Source organism: Serratia sp. OLAL2, assembly GCF_002752475.1.
Classification (GTDB): domain Bacteria; phylum Pseudomonadota; class Gammaproteobacteria; order Enterobacterales; family Enterobacteriaceae; genus Serratia; species Serratia bockelmannii.
This window is the reverse complement of the sequence record NZ_MSTL01000004.1, coordinates 164,908-182,427: the sequence shown is the minus strand read 5'-3', so window position 1 is coordinate 182,427 and position 17,520 is coordinate 164,908. Positions and strand designations below refer to the sequence as shown.

At 61.9% G+C, this 17,520-nt stretch carries 13 protein-coding genes; 8 read left to right on the top strand and 5 right to left on the bottom strand.

The features are described from left to right. Nucleotides 1–465 precede the first annotated feature (465 nt). The 3 genes from BVU99_RS05460 (at nucleotide 466) to BVU99_RS05450 (ending at nucleotide 8,019) form a co-directional block, all read left to right on the top strand. Nucleotides 466–3,489, top strand: coding sequence for an autotransporter serine protease (locus tag BVU99_RS05460; RefSeq protein ID WP_099817029.1), 3,024 nt, complete (start codon nucleotides 466–468; stop codon nucleotides 3,487–3,489). Between the two features lie 130 nt (nucleotides 3,490–3,619). Beyond that, nucleotides 3,620–6,712 carry an autotransporter serine protease gene (locus BVU99_RS05455; RefSeq protein WP_099817028.1) on the top strand — a complete coding sequence of 1,031 codons (3,093 nt, stop codon included), beginning with the start codon at nucleotides 3,620–3,622 and terminating at the stop codon, nucleotides 6,710–6,712. Between the two features lie 455 nt (nucleotides 6,713–7,167). Further along, entirely contained in the window at nucleotides 7,168–8,019 is an 852-nt protein-coding gene (locus tag BVU99_RS05450) for a helix-turn-helix domain-containing protein (RefSeq protein ID WP_025304624.1), read from the top strand. Here BVU99_RS05450 and BVU99_RS05445 read toward each other — a convergent pair. The 3 genes from BVU99_RS05445 to BVU99_RS05435 all read right to left on the bottom strand — a co-directional run bounded on the left by BVU99_RS05445 (nucleotide 8,009) and on the right by BVU99_RS05435 (nucleotide 11,795). Continuing rightward, nucleotides 8,009–9,793: an ATP-binding protein gene (locus BVU99_RS05445; protein ID WP_025304623.1), complete on the bottom strand. Its 1,785-nt coding sequence runs from the start codon at nucleotides 9,791–9,793 to the stop codon at nucleotides 8,009–8,011. The genes BVU99_RS05450 and BVU99_RS05445 overlap by 11 nt on opposite strands. After that, nucleotides 9,790–10,284 (bottom strand): molybdopterin-dependent oxidoreductase, encoded by a 495-nt coding sequence (locus BVU99_RS05440; protein WP_049205620.1) that lies wholly within the window; start codon nucleotides 10,282–10,284, stop codon nucleotides 9,790–9,792. Before BVU99_RS05440 ends, BVU99_RS05445 begins: the two co-directional genes overlap by 4 nt. 161 nt (nucleotides 10,285–10,445) lie before the next feature. Next, nucleotides 10,446–11,795, bottom strand: a complete 1,350-nt coding sequence (locus tag BVU99_RS05435) for a PLP-dependent aminotransferase family protein (protein ID WP_099817027.1) — start codon at nucleotides 11,793–11,795, stop codon at nucleotides 10,446–10,448. A 139-nt stretch (nucleotides 11,796–11,934) separates the two neighbouring features. On the opposite strand from BVU99_RS05435, the gene BVU99_RS05430 reads away from it, so the two are divergent. From BVU99_RS05430 to BVU99_RS05420, 3 genes are all read left to right on the top strand, one after another. Next, a complete protein-coding gene (locus BVU99_RS05430; protein ID WP_043139101.1) occupies nucleotides 11,935–12,564 on the top strand; it encodes a LysE family translocator in 630 nt (209 codons plus the stop codon). A 33-nt stretch (nucleotides 12,565–12,597) separates the two neighbouring features. Next, nucleotides 12,598–13,449: a PhzF family phenazine biosynthesis protein gene (locus BVU99_RS05425; RefSeq protein ID WP_060435210.1), complete on the top strand. Its 852-nt coding sequence runs from the start codon at nucleotides 12,598–12,600 to the stop codon at nucleotides 13,447–13,449. 69 nt (nucleotides 13,450–13,518) lie between these two features. Beyond that, nucleotides 13,519–14,085, top strand: coding sequence for a DinB family protein (locus tag BVU99_RS05420; RefSeq protein ID WP_244590492.1), 567 nt, complete (start codon nucleotides 13,519–13,521; stop codon nucleotides 14,083–14,085). Nucleotides 14,086–14,162: 77 nt separating this feature from the next. Here BVU99_RS05420 and gorA read toward each other — a convergent pair whose 3' ends face one another. Continuing rightward, on the bottom strand, nucleotides 14,163–15,515 hold the full coding sequence (gene gorA, locus BVU99_RS05415) for a glutathione-disulfide reductase (RefSeq protein ID WP_025304617.1): 1,353 nt from the start codon (nucleotides 15,513–15,515) through the stop codon (nucleotides 14,163–14,165). Between the two features lie 130 nt (nucleotides 15,516–15,645). Continuing rightward, the gene (locus BVU99_RS05410; protein ID WP_004931012.1) at nucleotides 15,646–16,488 is read right to left on the bottom strand and encodes a 23S rRNA (adenine(2030)-N(6))-methyltransferase RlmJ; all 843 of its coding nucleotides are present in this window, start codon (nucleotides 16,486–16,488) and stop codon (nucleotides 15,646–15,648) included. A gap of 135 nt (nucleotides 16,489–16,623) precedes the next feature. Here BVU99_RS05410 and BVU99_RS05405 point away from each other — a divergent pair, with 135 nt between their 5' ends. Continuing rightward, nucleotides 16,624–17,028 (top strand): ASCH domain-containing protein, encoded by a 405-nt coding sequence (locus BVU99_RS05405; protein WP_025304616.1) that lies wholly within the window; start codon nucleotides 16,624–16,626, stop codon nucleotides 17,026–17,028. Nucleotides 17,029–17,044: 16 nt separating this feature from the next. Next, nucleotides 17,045–17,506, top strand: a complete 462-nt coding sequence (locus tag BVU99_RS05400; protein WP_025304615.1) for an HIT family protein — start codon at nucleotides 17,045–17,047, stop codon at nucleotides 17,504–17,506. Nucleotides 17,507–17,520: the final 14 nt, after the last annotated feature.

The following is a 17,520-nucleotide window of genomic DNA, read 5'->3' as shown; positions in this document are numbered from 1 at the left end:
GATGACCGAGTGAAAAACCAGCATAATTCACTGAGTGAATATTGGCAAAATTTATAATTAAAAGTGATAAAAGACGCCTGTTAAGCACTTTTCAGGCGGCCATCTCCTTCATTCGATCTTTGTTTATATTTTTATTTATCAGCGTATTAAGGTTTTTCCTCTCACTTTTTATCGCCGCTTCGCTACCGGCAAACGTCATTGCCATTTCTTATTGGCGTTGGCCTGATTCACCCCTGAAACGTTCTCTCCCCCCGCCGAACTGCCGAGTAACACATTAAGCGCACTTGAGATTGTTGTGCTTTATTTATTTGGTGTTACCAAACTGTTACACAAAAAATCTTATAAAACATTTGCAAACAACAACGGACGGTATCTGGGATGGAGAAGAAACTTAGAGGAGTCAAATCCGCTCGGGCGGCCTTCGGCTGGCCTGAAATCGGAGTTCATCGCGCACAATGGAGCGCGATGCTGATCTGCCTGACGGCGATCGGCGGGGCGCAGGCCTCCAGCTATATAGAGAACGGCAAAGCGGGCGATCCGGCCAGTTGGCGCAGCAGTGAGTTCAACGCGGAATGGGGGCTGGGAGCGATCCACGCCGACCAGGCCTACGCCGCCGGTTATACCGGAAAAGGCATCAAACTCGGTATTTTCGATCAGCCAGTCTACGCCAAGCACCCCGAATTTTCCGGCCCAGATAAGGTGATCAATCTGGTTACCCATGGCACTCGCGAATACACCGATCCCTATATTCCAGTGAAAAAAGGCGATGACTTCCGCTATGACGGTACGCCAAGCACCGACTCCAGCGGCAAATTAGGCTCGCACGGCACCCACGTGGGCGGCATCGCCGCCGGCAGCCGCGACGGTGGCGCCATGCATGGGGTGGCATTCAACGCGCAGATCATCAGCGCAGAAAACGGCGACCCCGGCCCGGAGGACGGCATTGTGCTCGGTAACGACGGCGCGGTTTACCAGGCCGGCTGGGAGGCGCTGGTGGCCAGCGGCGCGCGCATCATCAATAACAGTTGGGGCATCGGCATCACCGAGAAATTCGATGAAGGCGGGTATGACCCGGCTTATCCGCACTTCACGGTGAACGATGCGCAAAAGCAGTTCGATCAGATCAAAACGATCCTGGGCACCAAGCCCGGTGGCGCCTATCAGGGCGCGATCGACGCGGCGCGCAGCGGCGTGGTCACCATCTTCGCCGCCGGCAACGACGGTAACCTCAACAACCCGGATGCCATGGCCGGCCTGGCCTACTTCGTGCCGGACATCGCGCCGAACTGGCTGTCGGTCGCCAGCCTGCAGGATCCCAACAATACCGGCGATTACAGCATCAGCACCTTCTCTTCCCGTTGCGGCTATACCGCCAGTTTGTGCGTCTCGGCACCGGGTACCCGGGTGTACAGCTCGGTGATCGCGGGCACCGGTGTGGACGACCTGACGACCGGCTATGCCAATAAAAGCGGTACCTCGATGGCGGCGCCGCACGTGGCCGGCAGCGTTGCGGTGCTGATGGAGCGTTTCCCGTATTTGAATGGCGCGCAGGTGGCGGAAGTGCTGAAAACCACCGCCACCGACATGGGCGCGCCGGGCATCGACGCGCTCTACGGCTGGGGGATGATCAACCTGGGCAAGGCCATCAACGGCCCGGGCATGTTGGTGACCGCTGAGGATATTCCCGAAGAGTTCCGCATCCCGGATCCGACGGGCGTGGCTTATGGCCCGACCCAGTTCGTGGTCGATCTGCCGGGCGTCGGCGCGGTGCTGGACAAGGGTAAACCGACCGAGCGCGTCTGCAGCAGCGATCTTTGCGGCCTGGACTTCTGGAGCAACGACATCTCCGGCCACGGCGGCCTGACCAAGCAGGGCATCGGCACCCTGGTGCTGACCGGTAACAACACCTATGCCGGCCCGACGCTGGTCAATCAGGGGCGGCTGGCTGTCAACGGTTCGGTCACCTCGGCCGTCAGCGTGCAGAGCGGCGGTATTGTCGGCGGCAGTGGCACGGTCGGTTCGCTGACCGCCCGTGATGGCGGCACCGTGGCGCCGGGCAACTCGATCGGCACCCTGAACGTGGCCGGCAACGTCAGCTTCGAGCCGGGCTCGCGCTACGCGGTGGAAGTGGGCCCGAACGGCCAGAGCGATCGGATCCAGAGCAGCGGATCGGCGACGATCGGCGGCGGCGAGGTGGCGGTGACGCTGGAGAACAGCCCCAACCTGCTGACGCAAAGCGAGGTGCGCAGCCTGCTGGGCCAGCAGTACACCATTTTGAGCGCGCAGCAGGGGGTGAGCGGGCAGTTTGACGCGGTGGCGCCGAACTACCTGTTCCTCGGCACCGGGCTGAGCTACCAGCCGACCGGGGTGACGCTGAGCGTCGGGCGCAACGGCACGAGCTTCGCCAGCGTGGCGCAGACCTCGAACGAGCGGGCGGTGGCGGCGGCGGCGGATGCGCTGGCGGCGGGCAACCCGGTGTACGAGAGCCTGCTCACCAGCGGCACGGCGGGCGAAGCGCGGCAGGCGTTCCGTCAGCTGTCGGGGCAAATCCATGCGGATATCGCCTCGGCGCTGGTGAACGACAGCCGCTACCTGCGTGAGGCGCTGAACGGGCGTCTGCGTCAGGCGGAAGGGCTGGCGAGTTCGTCGGCCATCAAGGCGGACGAGGGCGGGGCCTGGGCGCAGCTGCTGGGGGCGTGGGACCACGCGTCGGGCGACGCCAACGCCACGGGTTACCAGGCCTCGACCTACGGGGTGCTGGTCGGGCTGGACTCGGCGGTCGCGGGCGACGGGCGGCTGGGGGTGGCGACCGGCTACACCCGTACCTCGCTGCACGGCGGCTACGGGTCGAAGGCGGACAGCGACAACTACCACCTGGCGGCGTACGGCGACAAGCAGTTCGGGGCGCTGGCGCTGCGTGGCGGGGCGGGCTACACCTGGCACCGCATCGACACCAAGCGGTCGGTGAACTACGGAATGCAGTCGGACCGTGACACGGCGAAGTACAGCGCGCGCACCGAGCAGCTGTTCGCGGAAGCGGGCTACAACGTGCAGGGCGAGTGGCTGAACCTGGAGCCGTTCGTGAACCTGGCGTACGTGAACTTCGAGAACAACGGCATCGCGGAAAGCGGCGGCGCGGCGGCATTGCGCGGCGACAAGCAGCACACGGATGCGACGGTGTCGACGCTGGGCCTGCGTGCGGACACCGAATGGCAGGTGAGCGCGGGCACGACGGTGGCGCTGCGCAGTGAGCTGGGGTGGCAACACCAGTACGGCGGGCTGGAGCGAGGCACCGGACTGCGGTTCAACGGCGGCAACGCGCCGTTCGTGGTGGACAGCGTGCCGGTCTCGCGTGACGGCATGGTGTTGAAGGCAGGGGCGGAAGTGGCGGTGAACGAAAACGCCACGCTGTCGCTGGGCTACGGCGGGCTGCTGTCGCAAAACCATCAGGACAACAGCGTCAACGCCGGCTTCACCTGGCGTTTCTAAGCAACATTGACTCAATCCTTGTACGGGAACCGTCTGCGGGCGGTTCCTTTTTCACATCCTGCTAATGAGAACCCGGCGCACCTGGGGCGTCGGCCAATAACAAGCAAAAGGTAAGGAAATGACAACAACAATGGGTTTTGATAGCAAAGGAAACGCTCGCCGCTTGCCGTGGCGGCTGAACGCGTTGGTCTGCTGCATGGCGCTGGCGGGGTATGCACAGGCGGCGCCGCACGAGGTGAACGGCCAACCCGGCGATCCGGCCAGCTGGCGCAGCGCCGAATTCAACGCCAACTGGGGGCTGGGGGCGATCCACGCCGATGAGGCCTACGCCGCCGGCTACACCGGCAAAGGGCAGAAGGTGGGCATTTTCGACACTCCGGTCAACCGTCATCCCGAGTTCGCCGGTGACGGCAAACTGATCAACGTCGTCACCGAGGGCTACCGCGCCTATACCGATCCACACCGGCCGGGGATTAACGCCGGCGATCGTTTTTACTTCGACGGCACCTTCCACTTCTACAGCGGCTCGCAGGGCATGCTGAGCAATCACGGGGTGCACGTCGCGGGGATCAGCGCGGCGAACCGCGACGGCATCGGCATGCACGGCGTGGCCTTCGATTCGCAGGTGATTAGCGTCGATAACGATAACGACGGCCCGGCCTACGGCGAATTCCTCGGCCTGGACGGCGCCGTCACCAATGCCGGCTGGCAGGCGATGATCAACAGCGGTGCGCGGGTGATCAACAACAGTTGGGGCGTCAGTATTCCCGATTTCCTGTCCGACGGCGGCCGCGATCCTAACGCGCTGCACTTTGAGCTGAAGGATGCGCAGGAACAATTCGATCAGGTCAAACCGCTGCTCGGCAGCCTGGCCGGCGCAGGCTATCAGGGCGCGATCGATGCGGCGCGCAAAAACATTCTGGTGCTGTTCGCCGCCGGCAACGACGGCAACTACAACCAGCCGGATGTGATCAGCGGGCTGGCCTACTTCGTGCCGGACATCGCGCCGAACTGGCTGTCGGTCGCCAGCGTGGCGCAGGATGCGGCATCGACCAACAGCGTGCCTTATACCATCAGCAGCTTCTCTTCCCGCTGCGGCTATACCGCCAGCTTCTGCGTCTCGTCGCCGGGCAGCAAAATCTACAGCACCGTGGCCAACGGTTCCGATCCGGCCAACCTGGTGTCGGACTACGGCAATAAAAACGGCACCTCGATGGCGACGCCGCACGTGACCGGCGCGGTGGCGGTGTTGCTGCAGCGCTTCCCGTACATGAGCTCGGCGCAGATTGCCGACGTGCTGAAAACCACCGCCACCGACATGGGTGCGCCGGGCATCGACGCGCTCTACGGCTGGGGGATGATCAACCTGGGCAAGGCTATCAACGGCCCGGGCATGTTCTATACCGTCGAAGATATTCCTGCGGAGTTCCGCATCCCGGATCCGACGGGCGTGGCCTACGGCCCGACCCAGTTTGTCGCCAATATTCCGGGGAGGGGCGCCGAGGTGGATGCCGGTACGCTGCACGCCAGGAAATGTGATGACTTCCACTGTGGATGGGAAATCTACTCCAACAACATTTCCGGCCACGGCGGCCTGACCAAAGAGGGCGCGGGAACCCTGGAGCTGACCGGCACCAACACCTATGCCGGCCCGACGCTGGTCAATCAGGGGCTGCTGGCCGTCAACGGCTCGGTCACCTCGGCCGTCAGCGTGCAGAACGGCGGCATCGTCGGCGGCAGCGGCACGGTCGGTTCGCTGATCGCCCGTCAGGGCGGCATCGTGGCGCCGGGCAACTCGATCGGCACCCTGAACGTGGCGGGTAACGTCAGCTTCGAACCGGGCTCGCGCTACGCGGTGGAAGTGGGGCCGAACGGCCAGAGCGATCGGATCCAGAGCAGCGGAGCGGCGACGATCGGCGGCGGTGAGGTGGCGGTGACGCTGGAGAACAGCGCCAACCTGCTGACGCAAAGCGAGGTGCGCAGCCTGCTGGGCCAGCAGTACACCATCCTGAGCGCGCAGCAGGGGGTGAGCGGGCAGTTTGACGCGGTGGCGCCGAACTACCTGTTCCTCGGTACCGGGCTGAGCTACCAGCCGACCGGGGTGACGCTGAGCGTTGGGCGCAACGGCACGAGCTTCGCCAGCGTGGCGCAGACCTCGAACGAGCGGGCGGTGGCGGCGGCGGCGGATGCGCTGGCGGCGGGCAACCCGGTGTACGAGAGCCTGCTCAACAGCGGCACGGCGGGCGAAGCGCGGCAGGCGTTCCGTCAGCTGTCGGGGCAAATCCATGCGGATATCGCCTCGGCGCTGGTGAACGACAGCCGCTACCTGCGTGAGGCGCTGAACGGGCGTCTGCGTCAGGCGGAAGGGCTGGCGAGCTCGTCGGCCATCAAGGCGGACGAGGACGGCGCCTGGGCGCAGCTGCTGGGGGCGTGGGACCACGCGTCGGGCGACGCCAACGCCACCGGCTATCAGGCCTCGACCTACGGGGTGCTGGTGGGGCTGGACTCGGCGGTTGCGGGCGACGGGCGACTGGGGGTGGCGACCGGCTACACCCGCACCTCGCTGCACGGCGGTTACGGGTCGAAGGCGGACAGCGACAACTACCACCTGGCGGCGTACGGCGACAAGCAGTTCGGGGCGCTGGCGCTGCGCGGCGGGGCGGGCTACACCTGGCACCGCATCGACACCAAGCGGTCGGTGAACTACGGGATGCAGTCGGACCGTGACACGGCGAAGTACAGCGCGCGCACCGAGCAGCTGTTCGCGGAAGCGGGCTACGGCGTGCAGGGTGAATGGCTGAACCTGGAGCCGTTCGTCAACCTGGCGTACGTGAACTTCGAAAACAACGGCATCGCGGAAAGCGGCGGCGCGGCGGCATTGCGCGGCGACAAGCAGCATACCGACGCGACGGTGTCGACGCTGGGGCTGCGTGCAGACACCGCGTGGCAGGTGACCCCGGGCACGACGGTGGCGCTGCGCAGTGAGCTGGGGTGGCAACACCAGTACGGCGGGCTGGACCGTGGCACCGGGCTGCGGTTCAACGGCGGCAACGCGCCGTTCGTGGTGGACAGCGTGCCGGTGTCGCGTGACGGCATGGTGTTGAAGGCAGGGGCGGAAGTGGCGGTGAACGAGAATGCCACGCTGTCGCTGGGCTACGGCGGACTGCTGTCGCAAAACCATCAGGACAACAGCGTCAACGCCGGCTTCACCTGGCGCTTCTGACCTTCAACGGTCATCACAATGACAACGGAGCCGGCATGCCGGCTCCGTTTTTATTTGCGGCTGCGGGGTGAGTCCGTATGATGGCGCGGCGCCAGGGCAATAAAAAACCGGGACCCTGACGGATCCCGGCTCAAAAGTGGGTAAAACAGATTAGCGCTAAAGGCTCAAGCCCCGTTTTGCTTGTGCAGTCCGAGCGATGTGATCATCGTCTCAGTAGCGGCAACGGAACAAATTTTCCCTGGTGTTACTATGGTTATTATTAAAAAACGTGCTGGTGTTATTTTTTATAGTGTATTGCTGTATGTCTCTTTTGATACCATGTTTGACGATGCAACATGGTATGTCAAGCAACGTTTTTAACGCATAATTGCATCAGATGCTAGTTTTAGATGTGGCTTTTTCAGCGGAAATAATCAAAACGACTGATAAATCAGTAAAAAAAATCGAAGGAACAAATGGATAACAATCACCAAAAATTCGATTCACAGTCGATTGCCAATCGGGTCAGGGAGCTGTTTTTACATTACGGGATTGGAAAACGTCAGCATGCCCGCGAGCTCAGCCGCATCTTGGATCTGAGTTTTTCACATGCGCACCGCAAACTGAAAGGGCAAAGCCCCTGGACGCTGGAACAGATCAACAGCGTCGCGGCCGCGCTCGGAGAAACGCCGGCGGCGATCGCCGATTTGAGCGCCGAACACGAGACTCCCGAGCCAAACATGGCGCGCGATGCCATCTTTGTCGTGGCGGGGGTGGCGATACCTTGCGTCGGGCACATCGGCGACGAGCTTCCTGCCGGGCGGCCGGCGGAATTTGTGGCGCTGCGCGTGGAAGGGCAGTGGCATATCTATCGCACCGATGAGGCGCCGGCAGGCCCGCGTTACGGCGTCGATCTGATCGAAATCCGGCCCGGCTTCGGCGACGACGAGCGGCTGAGCATCGCGGTATTGGACGATTCGCATCAGGCGGCCGATGAACTGGCCAAGTATCTGGGTGGCTGCGGGTTCAACGCGGTGGCGTTTTACGACGTCGACAGTTTCTGTCAGGCGTTGCAGCAAAGCCTGTTCGACGGTTACGTGGTGGACTGGTTGATCGGTGAGGAAACGGCGGATCGCTGTATCGCTACCATCCGCGCCTCCGACAATCCGGACGCGCCGGTACTGGTGCTGACCGGTGAACTGGGCACCGACCGACGCGAATCGGAAATCGCTCAGGCGATGCGCGAGTACGACGTGCTCGGCCCTTATGAAAAACCGGTGCGGCTCCATGTGATCGAAGCCGCACTGCAACGCTGTTTTAATCTTTAGCGGGGAACACCTCGGCCAGCGCGCTCGACAGCGCATCCAGTCGAACCGGCTTCATCAGGTAGTTATCGAACAGGGCGCGCTGATCCGCCGTTAACTGCTCCGGCGTGTAGGCGCTGATGCCGATGATCGGCACATGGCGGTTGGGGCCGCGACGGTTGCGCAACTGCCTGGCCAGAGCAGCGCCGTCGATGCCCGGCATCTGCAAATCCAGCAACAGCGCATCGTAAGGACGTCTGAGCAGCTTCTGCAGCGCGCGTTCCGGCGAGTCGCACAGTTCGTGCTGGTAACCCAGCTTGTCCAGCAGCGCCGCAAAGGCGTCACCCACCGACTTGTTGTCATCCACCACCAGAACCTGCTGCGGCTTATGCTGCAGAGAGGCATTGGCAGCGGCGGGCTCGTCGGCACGTTCGTCTTCACTGATCTGCACCGGAATGCTGACGATAAAGGTGCTGCCCTTCTTGATTTCGCTGTACACCGTGATGGTGCCGTTGAGCAACGTCACCAGGCCGTGCACGATCGCCAACCCCATCCCCACGCCGGCATACTGCTTGGTATGCGACTGATCCAACTGGGTAAAGGGCTTGAAGATCTGATCGAGCTGGTCTTTTTCGATACCGATGCCGGTGTCAGTCACTTCGATAATCAACGAACTGCCGCCCGGTTGGCGGCGCAGGCAGCTGTGCAGCGTAATGCTGCCGCTTTCGGTGTACTTGTAGGCGTTGGTCAGCAGGTTGACGATAATCTGCCGGATGCGCAGCGGATCGGAGTGCACCAGCAGGTGGCTGCATTCCACTTCACAGCTGAGTTTGACCTGTTCTTTGCGGGTCAGGGTGGCGATTTCGTTGGCGGTCTCCGCGATCAGCTTCTGCGCGTCGAACGGTACGATGCGCAATTCCATCATGCCGCTGTCGAGGTGCGCGTAGTCGGTCAGATCTTTCATCTGGCTTTCGATTTGCTGCGCGGCGGTCTCCAGCCGCTGGAAGGTGTCCGCATGCTCTGCCGACACCCGGGTATTCACCAGCACGTCGATGGCCGACATCACGCTCTGCAATGAGGTGCGCAGCTCGTGGCCAATAGCGCCGAGGAAGGCGTTTTTGGTGCGCGTCGCTTTCTCCGCCTCAATCGCCTTGGCCTGTTGGCGAATGGTCAGCCGCTGCTGGCGGAACACGATCAGGGTGATGGCGATCAGCGCGATCACCGAGAACATGACGATCACCAGCCCATAGAAAATAATGTGCCGCTTCTCGATGTAGTCCTCATAGGCGGCGGTGCGCTGCTTCACCTCGGCATGGTCGGTCAGGTTGGCCATTTCGATGGAGTAAGGCTTGATGGCCTTCATGGCCGCGAAAACCTGGTCGAAGTCGATTTTCGGGCTGTCCAGCAGCTTATCGATGCGATCCATCTGCAGGCGCATCTGTTTGACCACTTCCGGGTAGCCCGGCTCGGCGTACAGCGGCTGGGTCGATTCGGAGACGGTTTCCAGCACGTAAAAACGCGAATAGAGGATTTCGAACCGCAGCCGCAGGTTGTCGTTGTCCACCTGCGGCGCGTGACTTTGCTGTTCGACCAGCGTGTCGAACTCCGCCAGCTTGATGGAGAACTTGGCGATCGACCAGGAGTAGTTCTCCTGCGTGCCGGCGATGGCATACAGCCCTTTCTTCGACAGGGTGGCGCTGTAGTAATAGAGCGTGACGGTCGAAGCCACTAAAAACAGCGCGGCAAAGATGGCCGGGATCGCCAGCCTGCTGCCGTTCTTAAAGGTCGTCAGCTTCATTTGATCACGATCCTGTCGACTTGCCAGATAAAGCGTGAATTGTACAACGGCGAGTTCAGTTCAGGCCCGGCGGCGTCACGCGGGTACACCAGGAACAGCGGGCCGAAGTTTCTGAGCTTCAGCATTTCCCCGTCCATCTTGTAGGCCAGGATCATGTTGTATTTCGTGACGTCGGACAGCGGCACGTCGATGTAATAATCGTTCAGCGCGTAGAAGGTCAGCGTCTCGCCCTTGGCGCCGACGCGCTCCAGGATATCGGCCACCGAAATCCCTTCGAATTTTCTCTGCGGCGTCCAGGACGTGGAGGTGGTGATGCTGCGCACCGGCATCGCCAACAGTTGTTTATCGGTGAACAGATAGCTTTTGTTGACCGGGTCGGTCACGTTGTCGATCTTGCCCGCCACTTCCAGGGTAAAGCTGAGGGCGCTGCTCTGGGCGATAATCAGGGCCACGCAGGCTATCGCAAGGGTTTTGCATAGTTTGAACAGCATCGGTGTTCTCCAGAGGCGCGGGGAGGTTGTATCAGTCCCGCTAATTTATCAGGCAGAATAATGGCAGAAAAAGCAGGCGGGTGCGAAGGGAATAGTAAACCGCACAAAAAGAACAGGTCTGGGTCGGTCGGCCCGTGCGCGTAACCTTTCCCTTCCGTTTGTCAGCCGTTCCGATGTGCTTTCAACAGCTGGGCCAGCTGCGTCAGGCCTGCCGTTAGCTCGTCCAGTGAGGGGGAACCCAGGCACAGGCGAATGCCCGATTCACTTTCGCCGTCATTGACCATGACCGCGGCCGGCGGCGTGACTTTAACGCCCGCCAACGCGGCGGCGGCGGCCACAGACTCGGCGGTTTCGTGCGGCATCGGCAGCCAGACATGGTAAGCGTCGGGATGCGATACGCATTCGTCGGCATCGAATATCGAGGTAGCCAGATGCACTCTTCGCTGAGCCTCATGGCGCAACGCTTGCGGTATCGCCTCGATCGCGCCGCTGGACAACCACTCCCCCACCACGGCGCAAGACAGTGGCGAAGGTGCGAAGGGAATATCTTGCAAGGCTTCTTCCGCCGCGGTTTGCATGTCGGGCGGTAGAGTCAGCATACCGATCCGCAACCCCGGGCCGAGCGTTTTCGACAGGCCATTGACATGGAACACCCGCTCGGGTGCCAACGTCGCGAGCGCAGGCACTGCTGAATGCCCTAGGGCATACACGCCATCCTCGATGATCCAGACATTCGCCTGCCGGCATATCTCGACGATAGCCCGCCTGCGCTCGGCGCTCATGGTGGCGGTCGTCGGGTTATGCAGCGTCGGTGTCAGATAGACCGCAATATGGCCGGAGGAGACACGCTCGAGCGCGCTCGCCAGCGCCTGCGGCACCATGCCTTGCGCATCGATCTCCACGCCGATCAGGCGATGGCCTTTACGTCGGGCCAGCGCGATCGCGCCGGGGTAGGTCAGCCTCTCGGTCAGTATCGTCCCGCGTGGCCCGCAGGCCAGGTCAAATGCCAACGAAATCGCCTGACGGGCATTGCTGGTCAGCGCCAGGTGCGACGGTTCGATCGTGACGCCGGCGTTTTCCAGCCAGCGGGCCAACAGACGCCGATGTTCCAAGTGCCCGGTCGGAGGGGAATAGAGGTTCAGATGATCTGCATCCATTTTCCGTGCGATGCCGGCCAGCGTGCGTGCCAGCAAACGGTCAGTCAGCATCGCCGGCGGCGCATTGGACGAGAGATCGATTTCACGTTCTTCACGGGCGCGGCGGATCGCCACGAACATCCCGCGCCCCTTCACGCTGCGGACCAGCCCGCGTCGTTCCAGGATGGCGTAGGCTTTGGTCACCGTGCCCAGACCGATCGCCAATTGCCAGGCGAGGGGGCGGTGTGCCGGCAAACGATCGCCTCCTTGCAGCTTGCCCTCGATAATGTCGTCAGCCAACGCCAGCACCAGCCGTTCGACGGTAGTGGCTTCCACGTTGGCCAGGCGGGGTTGCCAGGGGGATTGAAGCCGCATGGTCGCTCTCCGGAGAAAGAATATAGTGTCACGTGACACTATTTAAATAGGCGAAAAGTGTAACACATACTATGTTGGTGAGGAGCCCCGGCGTTTTCAACAACGGCTCGGCCGTAAGGCGGGTCAGCGGAGTTTTTCCATGATGGTCAGTCAGCTTGCATTGGTTTACGGCGCCTATCTCCTCGCTACCGCCAGCCCCGGCCCCAGCAACATGGCGATCATGGGCGTGGCGATGCGTGACGGCCGCAGGCCCGCATTGGTGCTGGCCGCCGGCGTGATGACCGGATCGCTGTGCTGGGCGATGTTGGCCGCGACCGGCCTTTCCGCCGTGTTGGCCACGTATGCGCAGGCGCTGTGGACCATCAAAATCGTTGGCGGCGTGTATATGCTATATCTGGCGCTGCGCGCTGGAAAGTCCGCGTTACGGACGTCCGCCGCGGCGCCGGGCATGGCCGCAGGGCGCGATGCGAGGCCTTATCGGGCGCTTTATCGGCAGGGCGTGCTGATGCACCTCGGCAATCCCAAGGCCATCATGTCCTGGATGGCGATCATGTCGCTGGGATTGCGGCAAGGCGCGCCTGAGCAGGTTTTACCGGCAATTATTGGCGGTTGCGCGCTGCTCGGCGTGACGATTTTCGGGGGGTATGCCCTGCTGTTCTCAACGGCGCCGATGATCGCGTTTTACACCCGGGTGAGGCGCTGGATTGAAGGAACGCTTGCGCTGCTGTTCGCTTTGGCGGGCCTGGAGCTGTTGATATCGCGGGGGTAATGAACGCCCGGCGTTAACCTGAGGAGAGAAGCGATGGTTTTTGGCATGCAGATGGTGGATGTCTTTGGCGCCGGGCCGCTCGCCGGCAATCCGTTGGCGGTGATCACGGGCGCCGGAGCGTTGTCGACGGAAGACATGCAGTGTTTGACGCGTTGGTTCAACCTGTCGGAGACGGCCTTTTTGCTGCCGCCGACGCACCCCCAGGCGGATTACCGGGTGCGGATATTCACCCTGGATCGTGAAATGCCATTTGCCGGACACCCGACGCTGGGCAGTTGTCATGCCTGGCTCACTGCGGAGGGGATGCCGCGCAATAGGGCGGAGATCATCCAGGAATGCGGGGCGGGCTTGGTGAGCATTCGCCGCGAGGCAGGACGGCTGTGTTTTGCCGCGCCGCCGTTGATTCGCTCCGGGGCGCCCTCAGAAGAGACGTTGGCCGACGCGCTGCAGTTTTTAGGTATCGCGCCTGAGGAGGCGCTCGATGCCGCCTGGATCGATAACGGTCCGGGGTGGCTGGGGATCCGGCTGGCCAGCGCTGAGCGGGTACTTTCCCTGACGCCGGCGAGAAGCTGGCCGCGCAGAGTGGACATTGGCGTCGTCGGCCCACATGCCGATGGTGACGCAGCCTTCGAAGTTCGCGCCTTTTTGAGCGATCATCTTGGCGCTATCGTCGAAGATCCGGTCACCGGCAGCCTCAATGCCTCGCTGGCCCAGTGGTTGTTCGCAAGCGGCGTGGTCAGCGGTGGCTATATCGCCGCCCAGGGCCGCTGCCGTGGGCGCAACGGGCGCGTGCATATCACCCGCGACGAGAGCGGCCGGATTTGGGTGGGCGGCAATACGCGCACTCAGGTCGAAGGGCGGCTGCAAGGGATTGGCACGGCGTAGAAAGCGTCGCCGCACTGTGTGCGGCTGAACGGAATATCGATTTTCATCCGATGATAAGGAGTGAACAGTATGTCTGCGATGCCACCAAACGATACCCCTGTCGAAGCTGATATTACGCAGCCGACGACGGTCACCGAAACGTTGAAAATGCTGGTACGTTACAAAGCGTGGGCGAATGCGCTGACCTTTGACACCGTGATGTCCTTGCCGGCCGGTGAAGCCTTACGGCAGCGGCCGACCCGTTTTGGCAATATGGTGCATACCTTAAATCATGTGTACGTGGTGGACGATATCTTCAAACACCATCTGCAAGGCCGCAAGCACGGCTACACGGCGCGCAACACCGAGCAAACGCCTGCGCTTGACGACTTGCGGTGTGCGGTGGAGGAAATGGACCGCTGGTATATCGAACAGGTGGACAACTGGTCACCCGAGGCGCTGGCGCAGGTGGTACATTTCGAGTTCGTCGGCGGGGGGGAAGGCCGGATGACGCGCCAGGAAATCGTGCTGCATGTCGTCAACCACGCTACCTATCATCGCGGTTTTGTCGGCGATATGCTCTATCAAGTACCCTTCGCCTCGCCGGCGAACGATTTGCCGGTGTTTCTTCGCGATCATTACCGCCAGGCGCGGTGAGGCGAGCGAGAGAAATAAAAAAGCCAGACGCTTTCGCGCCTGGCCTGTTACGCGCCGAAACTCGGCGAGGTTGCGCCTCAGCGCATGGTGACGAACTCTTCCGCCGCGGTCGGGTGGATCGCCACGGTGTTGTCGAAGTCCTTCTTGGTGGCGCCCATCTTCACTGCCACCGCGAAGCCCTGCAGGATTTCATCCATGCCGAAGCCGATGCCGTGCAGGCCGACGATCTTCTCTTCTTTACCCGCGCACACCAGCTTCATGCGGCACGGCTGGCGGTGCTGCGTCACGGCGCTGTACATGGCGGTGAAGGAGGATTTGTACACCTTCACGTTGTCCGCGCCGAATTTCTCGATGGCTTCCGGCTCGGTCAGGCCGACGGTGCCGATCGGCGGGTGGCTGAATACCACGGTGGCGATGTTGCTGTAATCCAGGTGCTCGTCCGGCTTGTTGTTGAACAGGCGCTCGGACAGGCGGCGGCCGGCGGCCACGGCGACCGGGGTCAGCTCTACCGCGCCGGTGTTGTCGCCCACCGCGTAGATGCCTTTGACGTTGGTGTTCTGGAACTTATCGACGTCAATGTAGCCTTGCTCGTTGGTTTTCACTCCGGTGACGCCGAGGTTCAGGTTGTCGGTCGCCGGTTCGCGGCCGATGGCCCAAATCAGGCAGTCGACGGTGAATGCTTTGCCGTTTTCCAGCTGCAGCGTCAGGCTGCCGTCGGCGTTCTTGACGATCGCTTTCGGCACCGATTCGGTGTGCAGGCTCGGCCCCTCGGTGTTCATTACTTCCACCAGGGTTTCGACGATCATCGGATCGAAGCTGCGCAGCGGCGCGTGCTTGCGCACGAACAGGTGCGTTTCCGCGCCGAGCGCGTTCAGCACGCCGGCGATCTCCACGGCGATATAGCCGGCGCCGACTACGGCGACGCGTTTCGGCATGGCGTCCAGCTCAAAGAAGCCGTCGGAGTCGATGCCGTATTCCGCACCCGGAATAGCCGGATGGCTCGGGCGGCCGCCGGTGGCGATCAGGATGTGGTCGGCGGTGATGGTCTCGCCGTTCACCTCCACGGTGTGCGCATCCACGAAGCGCGCGAAGCCTTTGATCACGTCGACCTTGTTCTTGCCCAGCACGTTATCGTAGGAGTTGTGGATGCGGTCGATATAGGCGGTGCGGTTGGCGACCAGCTTCTTCCAGTCGAAGGCGTTGACGGTGGTGTCGAAGCCGTAGTCCGGGCCGTACTGATGGATGGCCTCGGCGATCTGCGCCGCGTGCCACATGACTTTTTTCGGTACACAACCCACGTTTACACAGGTGCCGCCCAGCTCTTTGGCTTCAATCAGCGCACACTTTTGGCCATACATGGCTGCCCGGTTGATCGATGCGATACCGCCGCTGCCGCCGCCAATTGCTAGATAATCGTAATGTTTCGTCATCTGGGATTTCCATGAGTTGTGAATTTGAAGAGGGTAAGAGTTTAACGCCTGACCGGGGTTTGTCGCAAAGATTGCGTCGATGGCTGCGATAGGTGGACGCAGGGCGCGGCAAACCGCGCCCTGATGGGGATTATTCCGGTACCACCCAGTTCACCAGATGGTGACCGATGCCCGACGGCACCAGCACCTTGTGCAGCCACGGCAGCACGTTTTTCATCTGCTGTTCCAGCTTCCACGGCGGGTTGATGACGATCATGCCGGAGGCGGTCATACCGCGCTGATCGCTGTCGGGTTTCACCGCCAGCTCGATCTGCAGGATGCGGCGAATGCCGGTGGCTTCCAGATCGCGCAGCATGCGTTTGATCTGCTGGCGCATCACCACCGGGTACCACAGCGCATAGGTGCCGGTGGCGAAACGCTTGTAGCCTTCCTGAATGCCTTTGACCACGTCCTGGTAATCGGTCTTCATTTCATACGGCGGGTCCATCAGGATCAGGCCGCGGCGCGACAGGGGCGGCAGCTGGGATTTCAGCTGCTGATAGCCGTCGGCGCGCTGCACTTTGGCGCGCTCGTCTTTCTGGAACTCGCTGCGCAGCAGCGGGTAGTCGCTCGGGTGCAGCTCGGTCAGGTGAATTTTGTCCTGCGGGCGCAGCAGCTGGCGGGCGATCAGCGGCGAACCGGGATAGTAGCGCAGCGTGCCGGAACGGTTGAAGTTGTGCACCACGCTCATGTAGGCCGCCAGCTCTTCCGGCAGATCGTCGCGTTGCCACAGCAAGCCGATGCCTTCCAGGTATTCGCCGGTGCGCTCGGCGTGTTCGCCGCTGAGCTGATAACGGCCCGCGCCCGAGTGGGTATCCAGGTACAGGAACGGCTTCTCTTTTTCCTTCAGCGACTCGATGATCAGGCTCTGAACGGTGTGTTTGAGCACGTCGGCGTGGTTGCCGGCGTGGAAACTGTGGCGATAACTTAACATGACGGGTGGCGGTTCCTTGTGCTCCGCAGACGGAGCATTCAATGCAATAAGGCTTATAATCTGCACAGTATAAACTGTCTGGCCGGGAAAAACCGGACTCCGTTGCCGCAGACGTTAACAGAAAGGGACAGGACGATGAGCAAACAGGCGATTTTGGCGAATTACCCCGACGCGGCGCGCTGGGCGTTCGGCGACGGCCCGGCGTTAGCCGACGAACTGCTGGGATTGGTGCTGAGCGGGGATAAAACCGCCACCTGCAGTTCCTATGCGAGCTATCGTCGGGAACAAACCCCGCGGATCGGCGATTACAGCATCGTTCTCGATGGCCGCGGCGAACCGGCCTGCGTGATCAGAACCCTGGCGCTGCGCCTGGTGCGCTACGACCAAGTGACCGCCGAGATGGCGGCCAAAGAGGGCGAAGGCGACAAAAGCCTGGCGTTTTGGCGCGAGGGGCATCAGGCATTCTTTACCCGCGAGGGGAGCTTTGCGCCGGACATGTGGCTGGTGTTCGAAGAATTCGAACGGGTTGAAACGCTGTGAATCACAAGGAGAAAGGATGAGCTGCATTTTTTGCGACATCGTGGCGGGCAAGGCGCCGTGCCATAAAATCTGGGAAGACGACGACCATCTGGCGTTCCTGTCCATCTTTCCCAACACCGACGGCTTCAGCGTGGTGATCCCCAAGGCGCACCACCCGAGCTACGCCTTTGACCTGCCGGACGAGGTGCTGAGCGCGTTGATGCTGGCGACCAAGCGGGTGGCAAAGCAGCTGGATCGCGCGTTCGACGACGTCGGCCGCTGCGGCATGGTGTTCGAGGGCTACGGCGTTGACCATGTGCACGCCAAACTGATCCCGCTGCACGGCACCGCGTCGCTGGAACAGTGGCGGCCGATCGAATCGACCTCGCCGAAGTTTTTCGCGCGTTACGAAGGCTATATCTCCTCCCACGACGCGGCGCGCGCCGACGACGAACAGCTGGCGGCGCTGGCCGCCCGCATTCGCCAATGCGCCGTTTAAGGCACGAACGATCA